This is a genomic window from Streptomyces sp. NPDC110618, assembly GCF_055657065.1.
Map to the genome: position 1 here is coordinate 395,850 of NZ_JBVKBN010000005.1, position 19,874 is coordinate 415,723.

At 72.7% G+C, this 19,874-nt stretch carries 19 protein-coding genes and 1 riboswitch; of the genes, 13 read left to right on the forward strand and 6 right to left on the reverse strand.

All coding sequences use genetic code 11. The annotated features are described in order from the left end of the window. Positions 1–60: 60 nt before the first annotated feature. Positions 61–200, reverse strand: a riboswitch (cobalamin riboswitch). 186 nt (positions 201–386) lie between these two features. Both ACZ7L7_RS12915 and ACZ7L7_RS12920 read left to right on the forward strand, forming a co-directional pair. Continuing rightward, positions 387–743 (forward strand): CU044_2847 family protein, encoded by a 357-nt coding sequence (locus ACZ7L7_RS12915; protein WP_285515485.1) that lies wholly within the window; start codon positions 387–389, stop codon positions 741–743. Further along, positions 730–4,956: an nSTAND1 domain-containing NTPase gene (locus ACZ7L7_RS12920; protein WP_472075793.1), complete on the forward strand. Its 4,227-nt coding sequence runs from the start codon at positions 730–732 to the stop codon at positions 4,954–4,956. The genes ACZ7L7_RS12915 and ACZ7L7_RS12920 overlap by 14 nt, the downstream gene beginning before the upstream one ends. Positions 4,957–4,989: 33 nt before the next feature. Here the strand turns inward: ACZ7L7_RS12920 and ACZ7L7_RS12925 are convergent, their stop codons facing one another. The 3 genes from ACZ7L7_RS12925 to ACZ7L7_RS12935 all read right to left on the reverse strand — a co-directional run bounded on the left by ACZ7L7_RS12925 (position 4,990) and on the right by ACZ7L7_RS12935 (position 7,408). After that, entirely contained in the window at positions 4,990–5,211 is a 222-nt protein-coding gene (locus ACZ7L7_RS12925) for a hypothetical protein (RefSeq protein WP_453601164.1), read from the reverse strand. Between the two features lie 28 nt (positions 5,212–5,239). Then, positions 5,240–6,505, reverse strand: coding sequence for an inorganic phosphate transporter (locus tag ACZ7L7_RS12930; protein WP_285515488.1), 1,266 nt, complete (start codon positions 6,503–6,505; stop codon positions 5,240–5,242). Between the two features lie 153 nt (positions 6,506–6,658). Continuing rightward, positions 6,659–7,408: a lysozyme gene (locus ACZ7L7_RS12935; RefSeq protein WP_453601168.1), complete on the reverse strand. Its 750-nt coding sequence runs from the start codon at positions 7,406–7,408 to the stop codon at positions 6,659–6,661. Between the two features lie 195 nt (positions 7,409–7,603). Between ACZ7L7_RS12935 and ACZ7L7_RS12940 the strand changes: the two genes are divergently transcribed. The 3 genes from ACZ7L7_RS12940 (at position 7,604) to ACZ7L7_RS12950 (ending at position 11,386) form a co-directional block, all read left to right on the forward strand. Then, on the forward strand, positions 7,604–8,305 hold the full coding sequence (locus ACZ7L7_RS12940) for a class II aldolase/adducin family protein (protein ID WP_285515490.1): 702 nt from the start codon (positions 7,604–7,606) through the stop codon (positions 8,303–8,305). Between the two features lie 383 nt (positions 8,306–8,688). Next, the gene (locus ACZ7L7_RS12945) at positions 8,689–9,816 is read left to right on the forward strand and encodes an alpha/beta hydrolase (RefSeq protein ID WP_285515491.1); all 1,128 of its coding nucleotides are present in this window, start codon (positions 8,689–8,691) and stop codon (positions 9,814–9,816) included. A 160-nt stretch (positions 9,817–9,976) separates the two neighbouring features. Next, positions 9,977–11,386, forward strand: a complete 1,410-nt coding sequence (locus ACZ7L7_RS12950) for a hypothetical protein (protein WP_471592440.1) — start codon at positions 9,977–9,979, stop codon at positions 11,384–11,386. A gap of 574 nt (positions 11,387–11,960) precedes the next feature. Here the strand turns inward: ACZ7L7_RS12950 and ACZ7L7_RS12955 are convergent. Both ACZ7L7_RS12955 and ypfJ read right to left on the reverse strand, forming a co-directional pair. Continuing rightward, the gene (locus ACZ7L7_RS12955; RefSeq protein WP_285515493.1) at positions 11,961–12,362 is read right to left on the reverse strand and encodes a VOC family protein; all 402 of its coding nucleotides are present in this window, start codon (positions 12,360–12,362) and stop codon (positions 11,961–11,963) included. 15 nt (positions 12,363–12,377) lie between these two features. Further along, positions 12,378–13,268 carry a KPN_02809 family neutral zinc metallopeptidase gene (gene ypfJ / locus ACZ7L7_RS12960; protein WP_285515494.1) on the reverse strand — a complete coding sequence of 297 codons (891 nt, stop codon included), beginning with the start codon at positions 13,266–13,268 and terminating at the stop codon, positions 12,378–12,380. A 252-nt stretch (positions 13,269–13,520) separates the two neighbouring features. On the opposite strand from ypfJ, the gene abc-f reads away from it, so the two are divergent. From abc-f to ACZ7L7_RS12975, 3 genes are all read left to right on the forward strand, one after another. Beyond that, positions 13,521–15,119, forward strand: coding sequence for a ribosomal protection-like ABC-F family protein (gene abc-f, locus ACZ7L7_RS12965; protein WP_285515495.1), 1,599 nt, complete (start codon positions 13,521–13,523; stop codon positions 15,117–15,119). 335 nt (positions 15,120–15,454) lie between these two features. Next, positions 15,455–15,673 (forward strand): helix-turn-helix domain-containing protein, encoded by a 219-nt coding sequence (locus ACZ7L7_RS12970; protein WP_019758351.1) that lies wholly within the window; start codon positions 15,455–15,457, stop codon positions 15,671–15,673. A 109-nt stretch (positions 15,674–15,782) separates the two neighbouring features. Beyond that, on the forward strand, positions 15,783–16,574 hold the full coding sequence (locus ACZ7L7_RS12975; protein WP_285515496.1) for an enoyl-CoA hydratase/isomerase family protein: 792 nt from the start codon (positions 15,783–15,785) through the stop codon (positions 16,572–16,574). 36 nt (positions 16,575–16,610) lie between these two features. Here ACZ7L7_RS12975 and ACZ7L7_RS12980 read toward each other — a convergent pair whose 3' ends face one another. Next, entirely contained in the window at positions 16,611–17,333 is a 723-nt protein-coding gene (locus tag ACZ7L7_RS12980; protein WP_285515497.1) for a nucleopolyhedrovirus P10 family protein, read from the reverse strand. Between the two features lie 88 nt (positions 17,334–17,421). On the opposite strand from ACZ7L7_RS12980, the gene ACZ7L7_RS12985 reads away from it, so the two are divergent. From ACZ7L7_RS12985 to amaP, 5 genes are read left to right on the forward strand one after another with little or no spacing between them, the layout of a single operon-like run. Beyond that, positions 17,422–17,895, forward strand: a complete 474-nt coding sequence (locus ACZ7L7_RS12985; protein WP_285515498.1) for an Asp23/Gls24 family envelope stress response protein — start codon at positions 17,422–17,424, stop codon at positions 17,893–17,895. Between the two features lie 37 nt (positions 17,896–17,932). Beyond that, positions 17,933–18,124 (forward strand): hypothetical protein, encoded by a 192-nt coding sequence (locus ACZ7L7_RS12990; protein ID WP_093722424.1) that lies wholly within the window; start codon positions 17,933–17,935, stop codon positions 18,122–18,124. Then, positions 18,121–18,486 carry an Asp23/Gls24 family envelope stress response protein gene (locus ACZ7L7_RS12995; RefSeq protein WP_285515499.1) on the forward strand — a complete coding sequence of 122 codons (366 nt, stop codon included), beginning with the start codon at positions 18,121–18,123 and terminating at the stop codon, positions 18,484–18,486. Before ACZ7L7_RS12990 ends, ACZ7L7_RS12995 begins: the two co-directional genes overlap by 4 nt. Further along, entirely contained in the window at positions 18,483–19,172 is a 690-nt protein-coding gene (locus tag ACZ7L7_RS13000; protein ID WP_285515500.1) for a DUF6286 domain-containing protein, read from the forward strand. Before ACZ7L7_RS12995 ends, ACZ7L7_RS13000 begins: the two co-directional genes overlap by 4 nt. Then, entirely contained in the window at positions 19,169–19,756 is a 588-nt protein-coding gene (gene amaP / locus ACZ7L7_RS13005) for an alkaline shock response membrane anchor protein AmaP (RefSeq protein ID WP_285515501.1), read from the forward strand. Before ACZ7L7_RS13000 ends, amaP begins: the two co-directional genes overlap by 4 nt. Positions 19,757–19,874: the final 118 nt, after the last annotated feature.

Genomic DNA, 19,874 nt, shown 5'->3' on the forward strand with positions numbered 1-19,874 from the left:
GATGTCGATCGGCATGCGGGCATCGCGATATGTCCTCACTCAGGGTGTCCACGCCCTGGCTCGACGAGACCGGCGGTGAGAGTTCCTGGCTCCCGGGGGTTACTACCCCGGTGACAGTGGCGGGACCGCGCCGGATTCGCACCGGCTTCCTCTCCTGCCGCCGTAATTGGCTCGGGCAGTCCACCACGCCCCCGAATGAGCCGTCAACTTGCCGTTGACCTGCGAGGGGAGAGTGTGCTGAGGCCCACACCGGGTCTGTGGGGGCGACGATGCCTCAGGTGTTTCACCCACATGAGCTGACTACGGGGAATCACCTTGCGGCTGCGTGAGGTGACGAACTGGAATACCTGAACCGACCGAGCACAGCCGAGGGGGAGGCCGGGTCCGTGGCGTACGTGGGCGAAATGGTGCTGGACGACGGGCAGATCGTGCTGCTGGAGGTGGCGGGCGACGGACCGGCCGGGGTGCAGCGCGTCTCGCGCGGCGGCCAGGTCGCGGGCGCGGCGGAAACCCTCCAACAGGCGCTCGCCCGGGTCCGCCCGGCGCTGGGAGCGGTCCTGGACAACGCCCGCGCCCTGCCCAGATCGCCCGACTCGGTCACGGTCGAATTCGGCATCACGCTGAGCGCGGAGGCGGGCGTGGTCGTCGCCCGGGGCTCCACCGAGGCGCACTTCACGGTCACCATGAACTGGGCGAACGCCCCCGAACTGCCCACCCAGCGCGACACCGATGCCGGCCCCTGACGACGAACTCCCCCTCGGCATCGCCCGCTTCTGGAGAACGGACGGCCAGGTCACCGGCACGGGTTTCCTGATCGCCGAGAACACGCTGTGCACGTGCGCGCATGTGGTGGCGAACGCGCTGGGGGTGCCCGACACGGAGCCGGTGCCGCCTGGCGAGCCGGTGGCGGTCGACTTCCCCTTGCTGACCGTCCCCTCCGCCCGCGTACCGGCGCGGGTCACGCACTGGCGCCCCGTGGCGTCGGACGGCGGCGGCGACATCGCGCTGCTGAGCCTGGACCCGGTGCCGGGGACGAGGGCCGTACGCCTGGCGGGCGGTACGTCGGTCTGGGACCACCCGTTCCGAGTCCTGGGCTTCCCCCTGCGCACCGACGACCACGGAGTCTGGGTGGACGGCCGCCTCCGAGCCCCGGTGGGCAAGGGCTGGACGTCGATGGAGCCGAGGGAACGAACGATCGGCCGGGGCTTCTCGGGCGGCCCGGTCTGGGACACGGAACAGGGCGGGGTCGTCGGCATGACGGTGGCCGCGGACACGGGGGCGGGCGCGAGCACGGCGTACCTCATCCCGGCCGCGTACCTGTTGGGCCTGGACCCTGCCCTGTGCCCGTCCCCCTTCCGGGGCCTGGAGGCCTTCCGGGAACAGGACGCGGCGGTGTTCTTCGCCCGCCAGGCGGACAGCCGGCGCATCGCGCAGGCGCTGCGCGAGCACCCGTTCGTGCCGGTGGCGGGGGCGTCGGGGGTGGGGAAGTCCTCGCTGGTACGAGCCGGGGTACTGCCCCTGCTCCGCGCGGCGGGCTATTCGGTGACGGACTTCGCGGGCCAGCCGGACGTGGACCCGGTACGGACGCTGGGGGAGGCGCTGAGGGGTCAGTTCCCGTCGGTACGGGACCTGGCGCGTGACCTGGGCCGGGACCGCGAGACGGCGACGCTGCTGGGCGCGGCCGTGCTGAGGGAGTCGGGCCCGGCCGGACACGTGGTGTTGCTGGACCAGTTCGAGGAGACGGTAGGGGCGCGCCCGGCGGACGCGCGTGCGCTGCTCGACGTACTGCTGCCCATGGCCCGGGCCACGCACCCGGAGCGCCGCCGCCTGCGCGTGCTGGCGACGCTGCGCTCGGCGTCTCTGGAGGAACTGGTCACGGGCGGCCGCGCGGAGGCGTTGAGCGGCACGGTCCAGATGGTGGCCCCCATGACCCCGGCCCAGCTGGACGAGGTGGTCCGCCGCCCGGTCGACGCGATTCCGGGGGTGGAATTCGAACCGGGCCTGCCGGAACTGCTGGTGGCGGAGGCGGGGGGCGAGCCGGGGGCGCTCCCGCTGGTCGAGTTCGCGTTGGCGGAGCTGTGGGACCGCAGGGAGCACGGCCGCCTGACGCACGCCGCGTACCGGGGAATCGGAGGCGTGGAGGGAGCGCTGTCCCGGTACGCGGACCATCAACTCACCCAGGTCTGCAAGTCCTCGGACGGTCCCGACGAGGCGACGGCACGCCGTCTCTTCGAGCGGCTGGCGCGTCCGGTGCGGGGCAAGGAGTACGCCCGGGTCGCGCGGTCCTTCGACCAACTGCCGGCTGAATTGCGCGTGGCCGCACAGGCGTTGGCGGGGACTCGGCTGCTGGTCATCTCACGGGACAGCTCGGGGCGGGAGACGGTGGCGCTGGCGCACGAGGCACTGGTCCGGCAATGGCCCACCCTGCGGGGGTGGCTGGACGAGTCCCGTGACTTCCTGGCCTGGCACGAGAAGCTCCGGGGGCGGGTCCGGGAGTGGGAGGAGAGCGGGCGGCACGAGGATCTGCTGCTGCGGGGGCAGGAGTTGGGGGCGGCTCGGGGGCGGGCGGGGGTGCGGGCCGGGGAACTGTCGTCCGTGGAAACCGAGTTCATTCGCCTGAGCAGGCAGTACCAGCGTCGGTCGGTGCGGCGGGGGCGGACCGCGGTGGCCCTGGTGGCGGTGCTGGCTGTGGTTGCGGCGAGCTTGACGTACTTCATCACGCAGGCGGGGCGGGACGCGGAGCACAAGGACCGGGTGGCGGCGGCGAATGAGCTGGCGACGCTGTCGATGGAGCGGCTCGACGAGGATCCCGTCGAGGGAGCCGCACTGGCGGTGCTCGCTCATCGGACGGAGCCGACCGAGGAGTCGTACAAGGCGCTCCTCAATGCCTACCCCGGCATGTCGATGGCTCGGAGCGTCCGTGAGGGGTTCCTGGAGGGGCGGGTCATGGCACTGGCTTCCTCGGCGGACGGGAGCAGGGTGGCTGTGCTGGAGGAGGGCGTCCGAGGTGGGGTGCGGGGGTGGGTCATCACCGGGCTGCCTTCCGGCATGCCGCGCAAGCACCGCCTGCCCGGTGTGCCCGAGGGCGTCGACTCGGTCGCGGTGAGCGATGACGGTGCGCGGGTGGCGGCAGCGGGACCTGAGGGGCAGGGGAGAGTGTGGCGGTCCCGCGATGGCGGGGTCGTGGACGAGTGGGAGGCACGTCCGGGGTGGATGGGGGCGACGGGCGTCGCGCTGGACTTCTCGGGGGACGGCAGGGTGGTGTTGTACATGGCAGCTGAGGCGGAGGAGGAGTACGAGGGGGCAGGCACGTGCCTCAGCGGCTGGGCTCGGGACCGGTTGCGGGTGTATCTGCGCGACACGGACCGCAGGCGTAGGAGCGAGGCGCCGCCCGGCGTGCCGGCGGCGAACACATGCCTGATGGATGCCGCCCTGGTCGATGGCCAGGACAAGGAGGAGACACTGGTTGTCCTCCGTGAGGAGGCACCCACGGGGGATGCCAGGGAGCCCGAGACCGTGCGTGCGCACGTGCTGGGTTCCGGTTCGCGGCGGTGGACGGACGGGCCGTTCGACGCGGCACTGATCGGAGCGGGCGGCCGGACGCTGGGGGCCGCTGGGGTGCGGGAGCTCGACGGGAGCTATCGGAACCCGGCCACCGGCAACCGGATCCGGGTGGCGGGGAGGTATCGGGCACAGACGGTCTCGGATGCGACGGGCCGTTTCGTCGGCGGTGACGTGACACGTGATGCCGTCTGGCACGACACCGCGACCGGTGCGGACTACCTGACCTCGCGGCCCATCGCCTACGTGCAGCCCCGGGAGCGATGCCGCGACGGCACGCGCGACGTCATCACCTCGCGGCGCGGAGGCGACCCGATCCTGTACGTCCTGTGCGACCGGGATCTCGTGTCCTTCCGGCTGACTCCGGTTCACCGCCTGCCGAAGCAGGACTGGAAGGAGTCGGCCGCCTTCGCTCGGCACGGCAGGCAGTGGGCCATGGTCGGCACCGCCCGGGCCTCGGCGCTGCCGGAGGCCCGCTTGCTGATCTCGGTACGCGCAGGCAAGCACCAGCGGGAACTTCACGTCACGGGAACCGACTTCAGTGAGGGCGCCGACAGCGTCGTCTTCAGCAGGAGCGGACGCTTCCTGGTGATCTTCGGGGACACGGGATGGGCGCTCTACGAGCGCAGGCCCACAGAACTGCGTCTGGTCAGGGAAGCGAAGGGCGCGCCCTCGGTACGGGACATTCGCTCGCTGGGCGACGACGACTTCCTTGTGCTCGGCACGGACCGCGTCCAGCGGCTGGACAGCCGGGGTGATCTCACCTCGGCCCACGCGCCCGACTGCGACGACGGGGGGAGGCGGGCGCCTTGTCTGGCGATCGAGGTCTCGCCCAAGGACGGGACGGCCTGGGTGCTCCGGCAGGACGGGACGGTCACCTTCTGGGATCCCGAGGACGCCGAGGGACGCAGGACCACATGGCGTGTGGGGCCGCTCATGGACGCGTCTCACCGGCTGGGCCTGCGTTTCCGGGACGACGGAGAACGTTTGGCGGTGATGCTCCGCGACGGGTTGGCCCTGCTGGATCCCGGCACGGGGCAGGAGCGTCGGCGGCTTCCCGTCAGACAGAAGCCCGTGATTGCTGCTTACGGGTCCGACGGGCGCATCGTGCTGGCATCCGGCTACAACTCGGGATCTGGGGTCGAACTGTGGTCCGAGGACCGCGAGAAGCCGGAGGGCCTTCTGGACGGCCTGGCGGAAGAGGGCGCCTGGCGCATCCACAACAACGTCCTGCACTACGGCACGGAGTGGGGCACCTGGCAGATCCCCCTGAACCCAGACGCCCTCGTCAAGGCCCTCTGCGTCCCCCTCACCGGCTACGACCCACCCACCCTCCGCAAGGACCTCCCCCCGGCGTCCTACGAAAAAGCGCCCTGCCCCGCCAAGCCCCGCTAAGGGGCAGCGCGGAACAGGGCGCGTCAGAGCCGGTCAGGCCACGATCAAATAGATCCCGTACCCCACAGCCGCCGCACAAGCCGCGAAGCACGCGTACGCACCGGTCACAGCCCCCGCCGCGGACCCGCCCTGCTCCGTCGCCCGCTCGCGGCGCGCGAGGCCCGCGATGCCGAGGGTGAACAGGGCCACGAGGGCCACGGTGACCACGAGGCTGACGCCGAAGACGGAGCCGAGAGCCGCCCAGTCGATCTTCATGGTGGTGTTTCCTTCGCCGGGTGGGGGGTCAGACGGTGGTGGCCGGCGACGGGGCCGGGGCCGGGGACGGAGCCGGTTCGGTCACCGGGGCCGCGATCGTGGCCGTGAGGTCCTCGGTCACCGCGGCCGCCGTGGGAGGCGGAGCGACCGCCGCGACCGCCGTGGTCACGACACCCGCGGGCTCCTCGGGCTCGGGCTCGTTGACGTTGGTGTGGTCGACGACCTCGCGCCGCGAGATCTTCCAGATCGCCGCGCTGGAGGCGACCAGGAACGCCGCGACCAGACCGGTGCCCCAGCTGCCGAAGCCGGTGACCCACTCCGCGATCGCGCCGACCAGGGCGGCGGCCGGCAGGGTCAGACCCCAGGCGACGAACATCCGCGTGGCCGTCGACCAGCGGACGACACCGCCCTTGCGGCCGAGACCCGCGCCCATCACCGAGCCGGAGACGGAGTGCGTGGTGGAGAGGGAGAAGCCGAGGTGGGAGGAGGCCAGGATGACCGTCGCCGCGCTGGTCTGGGCGGCGAAGCCCTGCTGCGGCTGGAGGTCGGTCAGGCCCTTGCCCATGGTGCGGATGATGCGCCAGCCGCCGAGGTAGGTGCCGAGCGCGATGGCGAGGCCCGCCGAGAGGATGACCCAGACGGGCGGGTCGGAGTCGGGGGCGACGGCGCCGCCCGCGACCAGGGCGAGGGTGATGATGCCCATGGTCTTCTGGGCGTCGTTGGTGCCGTGGGCGAGGGAGACCAGGCCGGCCGAGGCGATCTGCCCGGCGCGGTAGCCCTTCTCGGAGGCCTTGGACCCTTCGGCCTTCTTGCCGAAGGAGTACGTCAGCCGGGTGGCGAACATCGCCGCGACGCCCGCGACGATCGGGGCCGCGACGGCCGGGAGCAGGACCTTGGTGACGAGCACGTCGCCGTGGACCGCGCCGACGCCCGCCGAGGCGATGGTGGCGCCGATCAGGCCGCCCATGAGGGCGTGCGAGGAACTGGAGGGCAGGCCCACCAGCCACGTCAGGAGGTTCCAGAGGATCGCGCCGACCAACGCGGCGAAGATGACCTCGGGGCGGATGCCGGTCTCGTCGACGAGACCTTTGGAGATCGTGTTGGCGACCTCGACGGAGAGGAAGGCGCCGACAAGGTTGAGCGCGGCGGACATGGCCACCGCGACCTTGGGCTTGAGCGCGCCGGTCGAGATGGTGGTGGCCATCGCGTTGGCGGTGTCGTGGAAACCGTTCGTGAAATCGAACGCGAGTGCGGTTACCACCACAATCGCGAGGATCAGCGAGAAGCTTTCCATTTACCCAGGCAATCGTTCGAAGTCATCGGTCGGCTGACCGTAGGAAACCTGAGTGAACGGAAGGTGAACTGGGGCGGGCCGCGCGGTGTCGGAACACGGGGTCTTGGCATTCCGCTTTCACCGTGCGGCTCCGCTTGGTGACGTACGGCAGGATCAGGCGCCCCGGGCGAGCTTTTTGAGCTGATTCAGGGAGCCGTTGAAGAGATTCTGATCACCCGGAAGGGTGCCGCCGTTGTCGTACTGCCAGAAGGTCCATATCGACCACCCGGCGGGCAGCGTGCCTGCGCCGGAGGAGTTGTAGCGGGCCACCCACAGCGCGTGATCGGCGGCGAGATCGCGGTTACCGCCGGTGCAGGTGTTCCACCAGTGAGTGGTCGTGTAGATCACCGGGCGGCGCCCGGTGAGCCGCTTCACCTCACCGCTGAACGCCTTGATCCAACCGACCATCCGGGACCGGGTCAGGCCGTAGCACTTGTGGTCCTTGTCGTACGGGTTGTATTCGATGTCCAGCGCGGGCGGCAGGGTCCAGCCGTCCGCCGTCCAGCCGCCGCCGTTGCGCACGAAATGGGCGGCCTGCTTCTTGCCGGAGGACTTGTCCGGGAGTGCGAAATGGTAGGCGCCGCGGATGAGGCCGGCGCCGCGGGAGCCGGTGTACTGCTGGTTGAAGTAGGGGTTGCGGTAGGTGTGGGACTCGGTCGCCTTGACGTAGACGAACCGGGCGCCCTTCACCCGCGCCCGCTGCCAGTCGACGTTCTTCTGGTGCGACGAGACGTCGTGTCCCTTGGGTCTGCTCGCCGCGGCGGCCGGAGACTCGGCCAGCGCGGTTCCCCCCACGGCCAGTGCGGCCACGGACGCCGCGAGGACGCGGGCGCGGTGCCGGGACGGTGTGCGATCACGAGCCATGTTTCCCCCCGGAATGGCGACGTGCACAACAAATCAGCCAGAGAGTAGGAGAAGGGGCAAGAATGCCCGGTGCTCCCCGGCCAAGTACGGATAGCGACTGCTTTATTCGCCTATGCCCTCTTCCGGAGGTTGGGCTTCCGGCCTAAAGTGCCCCGGCTCCACGGTGTCCGGGGACCGGACTGGCAGGATCGCGGCATGGCTGAGCGGCGAGGTGAGCAGCGGGACGTGGGGGAGCGGTGGCCGGAACGTGTGGGTCCCGAGGAGGCGCGGGCCTGGGGGGAGTTGGTCACGACGGCCCGGCGGACGGTGACCGAAGGGCTCGTCGTCGGGACTTCGGGCAATGTCTCGGTGCGCGTCGGCGACACGGTGCTGGTCACGCCGACGGGAGTGCCGTACGACAGGCTCGGACCGGCCGACGTGACGGGCGTGGACCTCTCCGGCCGCCAGGTGCTCGGCACGCTCCGCCCGACCAGTGAGCTACCGATGCACCTCTCGGTGTACGCCGCGACCGACGCGCGCGCCGTCGTGCACACCCACGCGGTCCACGCCACGGCCGTCTCGACGCTGGTCCGGGAGGTCCCGGCGATCCACTACATCACCGCGGACCTCGGCGGCCCCGTCCGGGTTGCCCCGTATGCGACGTACGGCAGCGAGGAGTTGGCCGAGAACATGCTCCGGGCGCTGACCGACCGCACGGCCTGCCTCCTGCAGAACCACGGCACGCTGGCCTACGGCACGACCCTGGCCCAGGCCTACGACCGCACCTCCCAACTGGAGTGGATGTGCCGGGTCTGGCTCACCGCGTCGTCGGTACCGGGCCTGACCCCGTCGCTGCTGACCCCCGGCCAACTGTCGGAGGTGGCGGAAAAGCTGAAGGGCTACGGGCAGCAGGGCTGACGCCGAAATCAGCACCACGGCCTTCCCGACCGCCGCCCCGCCCATCACCCCCACGGCTTCCCGGCCGCCGCCTTGCCTCACCCGCTCTGGCCTTTCCGGCTGGCGCCCCCGCTCCACACCCCTACGGCCTTCCCGACCGCCGCCCCGCCCATCACCCCCACGGCTTCCCGGCCGCCGCCTTGCCCCACCGGCTAGTGGCCTGTCCGTCCGGCGCCTTGCCTCACCTGCTACGGCCTTCCGGCCGCCGCCTTGCCTCACCCGCTCTGGCCTTTCCGTCCGGCGCCCCGCGCCACCCCTTACGGCCTTTCCAGTCGGCGCCCCGCCCCGTCACCCCCACGCCCCTCCCACTGGCCCCCCGAGCCGTCCGCCAGGACACTGGTGGGGTGCGCACTGTCACAGCGACGGCCGCTGCCGTCACCATGGCCCTGGCCGCCGGGGCGGCGAGCGTGGCCGCCGGCCGGCTGGCCAGCGATGCCGCGCTGAAGGCGCCCTCGGGCAGGCCACTGCCCACCGAACCCCGGCTCACGGTGCACGGCACGGCGGCCGGGCAGATCACGCTCACCCGGGATCTGGCCTCGCTGCGGCCCGGTACGTACGGGCTCGCCGGTGACGGCTCGCACGCCGTCGTCGGCGATGTGCTCGGCGCCGCGAGCCAGACCGCCGACACCGTCGTCCGCAGGCTGGAGCGGGTCACCCACGGCAGCCTCGCCCCCGGCGACAAGGTCTGGCTGACCCCGAACCTCCACGTCGGCGACCCGGCCTCCGCCCTCGGCCTCGACCACGCCGACGTCGAGATCCCCGGCGAACTCGGCATCCTGCCCGCCTGGTTCGTCCCCGCCAGCCGCGGCACCTGGGTCATCGCGGTGCACGGACTGGGCACCACCCGCGAAGTCGCCATGAACGTCATGGAGTTCCTGCACGCCCGCCACTTCCCGGTCCTCGCCCTCGCCTACCGCGGCGACCTCGGCGCACCCCGCGCCCCGGACGGCCTGAACCACCTCGGCGAGACCGAGTGGCGCGACCTGGACGCGGCGATCCGCTACGCCGTGAGCCACGGCGCCGAACAGGTCGTCCTGCTCGGCTGGTCCACCGGCGCCACCATGGCCCTGCGCGCCGCCGCCCGCTCCGGGCTGCGCGACCGCGTCTCCGGCCTCGTCCTGGACTCCCCGGTGCTCGACTGGGAGGCCACCCTGCGCGCCCTCGCCTCCGCCCGCCGCACCCCGGGCGCCCTGCTCCCGCTCGCCGTCCGCGCCGCCCAGGGCCGTACGGGCCTGTACGGCGACCACGCCGGCCCCGAGCACACCCCGGACACGCTCACCGTGCCGACCCTGATCTTCCACGGCCCCGACGACCAGGTCGCCCCCTGGAACCGCTCCCGGCGCCTCGCGGACGCCCGCCCGAACCTGGTGGCGCTCCAGACGGTCAGGCAGGCGCCCCACGGCGCCATGTGGAACGCCGACCCCACGGCGTACGAGGAATCCCTGCGCCGCTTCCTGACCCCGCTGATGTAGCACCTCCGCGGGGCCCGGTCGCACTCGTTCCGTTTAACCCTGTACGGGTGGCCGGATCGCGGCGCCCCACCGCCCGCCGGACCCCGTGCGTTGGCCATCCCCGTCGCCCCTCGTGACATTCCGTTTGGGTTTTCGGACCGTCAACCGGAAGACTGCCCCCGTGACGTCCCGTATCCCGCGCGACTCCAGGCTTCGACTCGTCCGCCCGCGACCCCTGGCCGCCGCCCCCAGAGCCGTGAACCAGCGGCGCCCACGCCGCGCCGCACCGCGCCCGCCGGAAGGCACCCCGGCCCCCGCGGAACTGGCCGGAATGGCGCGTTCCCTCCTGGCCCCGGCGGCCCGTGTCGCCCGCTGGGCGGACGCCGCCCTGCGCCCCGGCCGCGACGGCGCCCCCTCCGACGGCAAGGGCACCCTCTCCGACGCGACCGCCGAAAGGGCCGCCGCCGATCTGGGGCTGACCGTCGCTCAGGTCCGCGCCGACTGGGACACCGCCCGCCTCGCCGGTCTGGTCGAGGTGCACGGCGACAGCGCCCGCCCCGGCTGGCGGCTGCGTGCCTGGAATCGCGACGACAGCGCCGTACTGCGCGGCTGGGTCGCCCTCTTCGACGCCTGGTCGCTCGCCTACCCGGAGCCCGTCGACCACGCGCCCGCCGCCGTCGCCGAGGTCGTCTCGGCCATGCCGCAGGTGCTCTCCTTCCTCCAGCTCTCCGCCGGGCCCGTGCCGGTCGCCCAGCTGCTGGACCTCCTGGAGCAGCGCGTCACCGAACTGCGCACCGAGCGCTGCGAGATCCCCTACGGCCCGCAGCCGCTGCCCGACCCCGAGGCCCTAGGCGACTCCGTCGCCGACACCCCGCTCGACCCCCTCCTCGACTGGGCCCTCACCGCTCTCGCCTCCGTCGACGCCCTCACCTACGGCGACGGCCAGGCCACCCTGACCCCGCTGGGCAGCTGGGCGGTCTGGGTCAAGCTGGAGCAGATCTGCGTCGCCGCGCAGAGCCCCGCCGGGAACATCGAGCAGTCCGCCGAGGACATGCTCCGCGGCTGCGCCCAGCTCCGCCCCAACGCCGCCCGCGCCGAGTACCGCGCCTGGCTCGCCGCCCGCCCCGTCGGCAGCGCCGTCACCGAGCTGATCCACGCCGCCCGCGGCGAGGACGCCCTGACGCGCGGCCTCGCCTTCGAGGCGCTGCGCGTGGTCGGCGCTCCCGCCGAGCCCGACGTACGGGCCGTGGTCGACGAGCCCGCGCTGCGCCCGTACGCCCTGCTGTGGCTGGCCGAGCACGACGGGGTCGACCCCGAGGACGCCCACGAGGTCCTCACCCGGGAAGAGGCCACGTGGCTCTGGGTCGACACCGCCGCGGCGGTCGCCGACCACGGTGAGGCCCCCATGCTGGTGCGCCATCTGGAGTCGGCGGTCCAGCCCACGGTCCCCGCCCTCCTGGAGGAGGTCCGCGCCGTCGGCCACCCCCGCACGGTCCAGGTCCTCGTGGCCCTCGCCGCCGCCCACCCCGACCCGGCCCTGGCCAAGGCGGTCCGCCGCGCGGCCTTCCAGGTCCACACGGGCGGCAACTAGCCCACACCGCCCGGCCGGGACGGCCCGACGGCACACGGCTGCCCCTCCCGAACGGCCGGAGCCGACCCGGGCACTCGGGCAACCGCCACCGCCCGGCCGGTCCAGCCCACGGGCCGGTGACACACCGCGGCCCCGGGCCGTCCGGCCGGGTCGGCCCACGGGCCGGTGGCAAACGGCTGTCCCTCCCGAACGGCCGGAGCCGACCCGGGCACTCGGGCGACCGCCACGGCCCGGCCGGTCCTGCCCGCCGTCCGGCCGGTCCTGCCCACGGGCCGGTGGCAATCCGCAGCCCCGGGACGGTTCACACGGGCGTCCGCCAGGACCTGCCGCCCGCCTCGGGCCCGGCCCAGCCTCCGGTCCGATGGCGCGGCGCGTGGATACAGGGGGCGATGGCGGTGTCTCCCGCGCGGGCGGGGCTGAGTCCGGGCAGCCGTGGACCGTCACATCGCCCGGTCGGCGCCCGCCGAGCCCCGGCCCACCCGGCCCACGGGCCGACGGCACACCGCGGCCCTTCCGAACGGGGGCCGAGTCCGCCCGCCCGGCGACTGTCACCGCTCGGCCGGGCCCGACGCCCCTACCCCCGCCCGCCGACCGCCGGAGCGTACGTGCCGAAGCTCCACACGTTGCCCTCCGTGTCCCGGGCCAGGTAGTCGCGGGAGCCGTAGTCCTGGTCCGTCGGGGGGAGCAGGATCTCCACGCCGTGTTCCACCGCGTGCCGGTGGTGGGCGTCGACGTCGTCGACCACGACGTACACCCCCACCGGCCCCGCGCCCCGCAGCGCCGAGTCGAAGACGCCGCCGCGGCCCTTCGAGCCGATCATGACCGCGCCGTTGCCCTGGGCCAGCTCGGCGTGGATCACCGAGCCGTCCTCGCCCTCGTACACCGTCAGCTCGGTGAAGCCGAGGCCCTCGGTGAGCTGGCGGATCGCGGCGCGGGCGTCCGCGTAGAGGACCGTCGGGAAGATGCTCGGACGCATGAGAGCCGTCACTCCTCAGCGGAAGGTGTCGCAGCGGGCCATGTCCCCGCTCTCGTACCCCCGGTAGAACCACTCCTGCCGCTGCTGGGCCGAGCCGTGCGTCCAGGTCTCCGGGGTCACCCGGCCCTGGAACCGCTCCTGGATCCGGTCGTCGCCCACGGCCGCCGCCGCGTCGAGCCCGTCCCGGATGTCCGCGTCGGTCAGCTCGGTGATCAGCGGGCGCCCGGTCGACTCGTCCGGGGTCGTCGTGGCGTGGTGCGCCCACACCCCCGCGTAGCAGTCGGCCTGGAGTTCCGTTCGTACCGCGTTGCTGCCCGCCCCGGTCCGCCCGTCCTGGGACCGGCCCAGCGTGCCGGTCAAGTTCTGCACATGGTGCCCGTACTCGTGGGCCACCACGTACGCCTGCCCGAACGGCCCGCCCTGGGCGCCGAACGTCGTGCGCAGGTCCTCGAAGAAGCCCAGGTCCAGATAGACCTTGCGGTCGCCCGGACAGTAGAACGGCCCCACCGCGCTGGTCGCCGACCCGCACGCCGTACCGACTCGTTCGCTGAAGAACACCGTCGGCGAGCGCCGGTACGTGCCGCCCCGGCGGGCGAACTCCCCGTCCCAGAAGTCCTGCACGCTGTTGACGACGGCCACCATGCGGCAGTCGTCCCGGGCGTTGGCGTCCTGCCCTGTCAGACACGCCTGCTGGACCTGCGCGAGACCCGACGCCGAGGCCGCGGGCTGCTCGCTGCCCTCGGTCAGCCCCAACTGGTCCGTCCCGACCCCGAACAGCAGCGCGAGCACCAGCGCCAGCAGCCCGGCCAGACCGCCGCCGACGGTGGCCCGGCCACCGGGGATCCGGCTGCCGCGCACGTCCTGCACCTCGGAGGTGTCCAGCCTCGCGTCGTCGTCGAACTGCATGGGGCCTCCGCGCGCTCCGTGCCCCCCGCGGCCATCCTCACCCCCCGCCCCGCCCCGGTCGCGGACAGGCCGCCGAACGGGGGACCGGGCCGGAAGCCGGGCGTGCCGTACGTCACGTGCGGGCCCGAGGCCGGAAAACCGCTTGCACGTCCCCGTTAGACTGGCCGCATGGCCATTCTCCTCGCGCATTAGACGGCGGGAAACGTCCTCAGCCACCCACCCCGCCAATCCAAACCGCCCTGGAGTCTGACCGTGATCTCCGCCACCGGCATCGAGCTGCGCGCCGGCGCCCGCGTTCTCATCGAATCCGCAACCTTCCGTGTCGCCAAGGGCGACCGCATCGGTCTGGTCGGCCGCAACGGCGCCGGCAAGACCACCCTCACCAAGTGCCTGGCCGGACAGAGCATCCCGGCCGCCGGCACCATCACCCGTTCCGGGGAGGTGGGCTACCTCCCGCAGGACCCGCGTACCGGCGACCTCGACGTACTCGCTCGCGACCGCATCCTGTCCGCGCGCGGCCTGGACGTCCTGATCCGCAAGATGCGCGAGAACGAGGAGCGCATCGCCAACGGCAAGGGCGCCACCCGCGAGAAGGCGCTCAAGCAGTACGAGCGCCAGGAGACGGAGTTCCTCACCAAGGGCGGGTACTCCGCCGAGGCCGAGGCCGCCACCATCGCCGCCGCGCTGAACCTGCCCGACCGGGTGCTCGGCCAGCCGCTGCACACCCTCTCCGGTGGTCAGCGCCGCCGTATCGAGCTGGCCCGGATCCTGTTCTCGGACGCCGACACCCTGCTGCTCGACGAGCCGACCAACCACCTCGACGCCGACTCGATCATCTGGCTGCGCGACTACCTCAAGACCTACCGCGGCGGCTTCATCGTGATCTCCCACGACGTCGACCTGGTCGACACGGTGGTCAACAAGGTGTTCTACCTGGACGCCAACCGCGCCACGATCGACATCTACAACATGGGCTGGAAGCTGTACCAGCAGCAGCGCGAGGCCGACGAGAAGCGCCGCAAGCGCGAGCGGCAGAACGCCGAGAAGAAGGCCGCCGCGCTCAACGCCCAGGCCGACAAGATGCGCGCCAAGGCCACCAAGACGGTCGCCGCGCAGAACATGGCCCGCCGCGCGGAGCGGCTGCTGTCCGGCCTCGAAGAGGTCCGCCAGTCCGACAAGGTCGCCAAGCTGCGCTTCCCCGAGCCCGCGCCCTGCGGCAAGACCCCGCTGACGGCCGAGGGCCTGTCGAAGTCGTACGGCTCGCTGGAGATCTTCACCGATGTCGACCTGGCCATCGACAAGGGCTCCAGGGTGGTCATCCTCGGGCTGAACGGCGCGGGCAAGACGACCCTGCTGCGGCTCCTCGCGGGCGTGGAGCAGCCGGACACCGGCGCCGTCATCCCCGGTCACGGCCTCAAGATCGGCTACTACGCCCAGGAGCACGAGACCCTGGACGCGGACCGCACGGTGCTGGAGAACATGCGCTCGGCCGCGCCCGACATGGACCTCGTCGAGGTCCGCAAGGTGCTCGGCTCGTTCCTGTTCTCCGGCGACGACGTCGACAAGCCGGCCGGGGTGCTCTCCGGCGGGGAGAAGACCCGGCTGGCGCTGGCCACCCTGGTGGTCAGCTCGGCCAACGTGCTGCTGCTCGACGAGCCCACCAACAACCTCGACCCGGCCAGCCGCGAGGAGATCCTCGGCGCGCTGCGCACCTACAAGGGCGCGGTCGTGCTGGTCACCCACGACGAGGGCGCCGTCGAGGCGCTCCAGCCGGAGCGGATCATCCTGCTGCCGGACGGCGTGGAAGACCTGTGGGGCGCCGACTACGCGGATCTCGTCGCCCTCGCTTGATCGAAAGCGTGATCCACAGCGTATGGATCATTCGGCCGATCCGTGATCCATCATCTGTGTGAGATCTCCTCGTACCGAGGTGTGTCCTCCATTCCTTGCGCGGCCGGGCCCTTTGTTCCCAAGGGCCCGGCCGCGGTGCGTCCGTGACCTGGCACTTTCCGGAACAACCCATTCGGCGGTACGGAGACAGCTTCTCGGAATTGTCGATTCCACTTGTGTGGACCCACTCCTGTCGTCAAATCCGTGTCTCACGGACCTTGCCGAATGGGTGGCCATCAGGCCCGGGAGGGGTGATCATGAGGAGACCAGAGCGCACTTCCCATGAGGAGGCACGGGTGGCCGAGACTCTGAAGAAGGGCAGCCGGGTGACCGGCGCCGCGCGCGACAAGCTCGCGGCAGACCTGAAGAAGAAGTACGACTCCGGTGCGAGCATCCGAGCGCTGGCCGAAGAGACCGGTCGCTCGTATGGCTTCGTACACCGGATGCTCAGTGAGTCGGGCGTCACGCTGCGTGGGCGTGGCGGGGCGACGCGCGGCAAGAAAGCCGCCGGCTGACCTCGGGCGGCCCCTGCGGCTTCGATGGTGGCCACCCGGTCGTTCGGCTGACCGGCCGGGTGGTTACTGTGCAGTCACTTAGCTGACCGCACCCCATCGGAGGCGCCCCATGGCTTCGCTCGACCCGGTTCTCGACAAGGACGGCGTACGACTCACCGTCGACGACGCAGTCGCCACGGTGACGCTGGCCAACCCCGCGAAGCGCAACGCGCAGAGCCCCGCTCTGTGGCGGGCGCTCACCGAGGCCGGTCGGCTGCTGCCCGGATCCGTCCGGGTCGTCGTGCTGCGGGCCGAGGGCAAGTCGTTCTCGGCCGGCCTCGACCGGCAGGCGTTCACGCCGGAGGGCTTCGACGGCGAGCCGTCGTTCATCGATCTCGCACGCGGCAGCGATGCCGAGCTCGACGCGACCATCGCCGAGTACCAGGAGGCTTTCACCTGGTGGCGCCGGAGCGACATCGTCTCCATCGCCGCTGTCCAGGGACATGCCATCGGGGCGGGCTTCCAGCTCGCTCTCGCCTGCGATCTGCGCGTCGTCGCCGACGACGTGCAGTTCGCCATGCGCGAGACCAGCCTCGGCCTGGTCCCCGACCTGACGGGCACCCACCCCCTGGTGGGCCTCGTCGGCTACGCCCGCGCGCTGGAGATCTGCGCCACGGGCCGCTTCGTCACGGCCGAGGAGTCCGTCAGCACGGGCCTGGCCAACGTCGCCGTGCCCCTGGACCAGCTCGACGGCGCCGTACGCGACCTCACCGCCGCCCTGCTCGCGGCCCCCCGCGACGCGGTCATCGAGACCAAGGCCCTGCTGCGCGGCGCCACGGAGCGCACGTACGAGGACCAGCGCAAGGCGGAGCGGGCCGCTCAGGCGCGCCGACTGCGGGACCTGGCCGGGATCGGCGAGTAGGCGGTCACCAGGTCACCACGCCACCAAGTCGCCAGGTCACCCGGTGATGTCCGTGACCAGCACGGCCACCGTCGGATGATCAGTGAGCGCCGCCGAGACCGCGGCACGCACCTCGCGGGCCACGTCCACGGCCCGGTAGGCCCGGAACACCGCGATCTCCACACGGACGTGGCGGGCCGGGAGGGCCGTGTCGGCGGGGCGTTCCTCGATGTGCACCGGGCGGCCGAGGGCGGCCAGGGTCGCGGTCAGGGCCGTGACGCCCGGTACCGCGAGCGCGGCCTCGGCGGCCCGGGTCTCGTCGCCGGGGGCCGGGTCCCTGGTGGGCGGTGGGTCCTGCCGGGGTTGCTCGTCGTGCGCCGGGGCCTCCTCCAGCAGCGCCGTCACCCGTAGGTCCACCTCGGTGACCCTCAGGCCCAGGCGCCGGTCCGCCGCCTCGGCGAGCGTGGCGCGCAGGGCGTCCGCCACCGTGGGCAGCGGCTCGGCCGCCGTCGTCGCGAACTCCGCCGACACCCGCAGGGCGCCCGGCCACAGCGCGCTCGGCGGGGGCGGTACGGCCGGCTCCGCCGCATGCTCCGGATCCACCGGCGCGATCCGCAGCGCGCCGAGGCGTACCCCCGGCATGTCGCGCGCCGCGCGCTCCAGCACCGCCACGGCCGCCTGTTCCACGATCCACGCGCCGTCCCGCGCTCCGCCGAGCGGCAGCAGCCTGCCCAGTCCCAGTTGCCGCCGCACCGCTCGCGTCCATCCGTCCGCCGTCATTACTCCAGCCTGCCCCATCCCCGGGGCGCGACGGCGCAACCGCACTTACGGTGGTCGAAGGAGGACGAACCGGAAGGGACGTACTGCCATGAGCGAGACGACACCAAAGCCACAGGCCGAGCAGGAGTCGCCCGTACAGACCCGCAAGACCGTCAGGCGCGGCGGCGGAGACCCGTCCACCCGGGGACGCACCACCATCGCCGACGGCGTCGTCGAGAAGATCGCGGGGCTCGCCGCGCGTGACGTCGTCGGCGTGCACGCGATGGGCAGCGGGCTCAGCCGTACTTTCGGCGCGGTGCGCGACCGTGTGCCCGGAGGCGGCTCCAAGTCCGTCACCCGCGGAGTGAAGGCCGAGGTCGGCGAGGTGCAGACCGCGCTCGACCTGGAGATCGTCGTCGACTACGGCGTGTCCATCGCCGATGTCGCCCGCGCGGTGCGGGAGAACGTGGTCGCCGCGGTGGAGCGCATGACCGGCCTGGAAGTCGTCGAGGTCAACATCGCGGTGAGCGATGTGAAGCTGCCCGACGAAGAGGAAGAGGAGCTGGAGCCCAGGATCCAGTGACCCGGACCGGACGCAGCACCGCTGAGGGGAGCGCACCATGAGCATGGCCGTGGTCGGCATGATCGCCGGCATGGCGCTGGGTTTCGCCGGGTACTTCGGCGGGTTCGGTGCCTTCCTGCTGGTGGCCGCCCTGGGCGCCATCGGTTTCGTCGCCGGGCGGTTCCTCGAAGGGGACCTGGAACTCGGTGACTTCTTCCGCAGCCGCGACGACCGACGCGACCGGCGGTGACGGCCGGCCCCGGTGAGGTCCGCGTCCCGCGGGCCGCCGTGCCGCCCGGTGAGCGCGGCGCCACCCGGATCGCCGACCGGGTCGTGGCCAAGGTCGCCTCCCAGGCCGCCCGCGAGGCGCTCGGCGCGCTGCCCAAGGACGCGTCCCCGCCGTACGCCGGGGTCACCGTGCACCACGACATCGCCCATGTCCGGATCCACCTCGAACTCGACTACCCCACCGACATCGGCGCCCGCTGCGCCGCCGTGCGTCGCCATGTCGCCGAGCGGGTAGGCGCGTTGGTGGGCATGGAGGTGCCGGAGGTCGCCGTCCAGGTGGAGCGGCTGCACGCGGCACACGGCGCGGAGGTGAGGACGCGATGAGCGATTCCCAGGGCTCCGAGGGCACCACCCGACCTCTTCCGGTCGTCGAGAAGGACACCGGCGCCCTCGACGCCGGCACCCTCGACCAGAACGCCTCCGCCGCCGGCTACGACGCCCCGCCGCCGGTCCTCGACGACGACGGCGCGAACGGCCGCTTCTGGTCCGCCCGCCGGGTCCCGGCCGCCGTGGTCGCGGTGCTCCTGCTGCTCCTGACCGGCGTGTTCCTGTACGACATCGCCGCCGTGCGCGCCGACCGGAACGCCATGGCCTGGCGCCGCGAACTGGCCGATCAGCTCGCCGAACGGCCGCTGGACGACACCTGGGTCCTGGTCGGCGCGGGCGTGGCCGCGGCGCTCGGCCTGTGGCTGCTCCTGCTGGCCACGACCCCCGGCCTGCGCGCCCTGCTGCCGATGCGCCGCACCCACCCCGACATCCGCGCCGGACTCGACCGCGACGCCGCCGCACTGGTCCTGCGCGACCGGGCGATGGAGGTCGCGGGCGTGCAGTCGGTACGGGTCCGGGTGCGTCGCAAGCACGCCGACGTACGCGCGCTCTCCCACTTCCGCGACCTGGACGACGTACGCGGCGACCTGGACCAGATCCTCGCCGAGGCGCTCCGGGGCCTCGGCCTGTCCCGGCCGCCCGCGCTGTCGGTGCACGTACGACGGCCCGGACGGAAGGGGTGAGCGCCGTGCTCAAGACCGTCAACCGCGTCGTACTCGCGGTCCTGGGAGTCCTCCTGATCCTGCTCGGCGGCTCCGTGCTGGCCGTCGGCCTGGGCCTGGACCCGCCGTCCTGGTGGATCCACGGCAGCGAGCACGACGTCCTGCTCAGCGACTCCGAGCGCACCCGCTGGCGGGACGAGGGCTGGTGGTGGCCGGTCGTCATCGCGGTGCTCGCGGTCCTGCTGCTGCTCGTCCTGTGGTGGCTGACCGCCAACCTGCGGCGCCGCCGCCTCACCGAGGTCCTGGTCGACACCGGCGACGGCGAGGGCGCCCTGCTGCGTGGCCGCGCCCTGGAACACGTACTGACCGAGGAGGCGGGCCTGATGGAGGGCGTCCACCGGGCCCACACCCACCTGACGGGCCGCAGAAACGCCCCCGAGGCCCGCGTACGCCTCCTCCTGGAACCCCACGTGGACCCCGGCACGGCCCTCACCGACCTCACGGCCGGCGCCCTGACCCACGCCCGCGACTCCGCCGGCCTGGAGTCGCTGCCGACGGAGCTAAGACTGCGGGCGGCCAAGCACCGCGCGGAACGCGTGAACTGACACCTCGGAACCCGCACCCCCACGCCGACCGGGTGCCGGCACGATCGGGGTCCTGCCCGCGCGCAGTCCGTGCCGCCTCCCGGCGGACCGGGCACTGGGCTGGGCGGGCCGGAGTCAT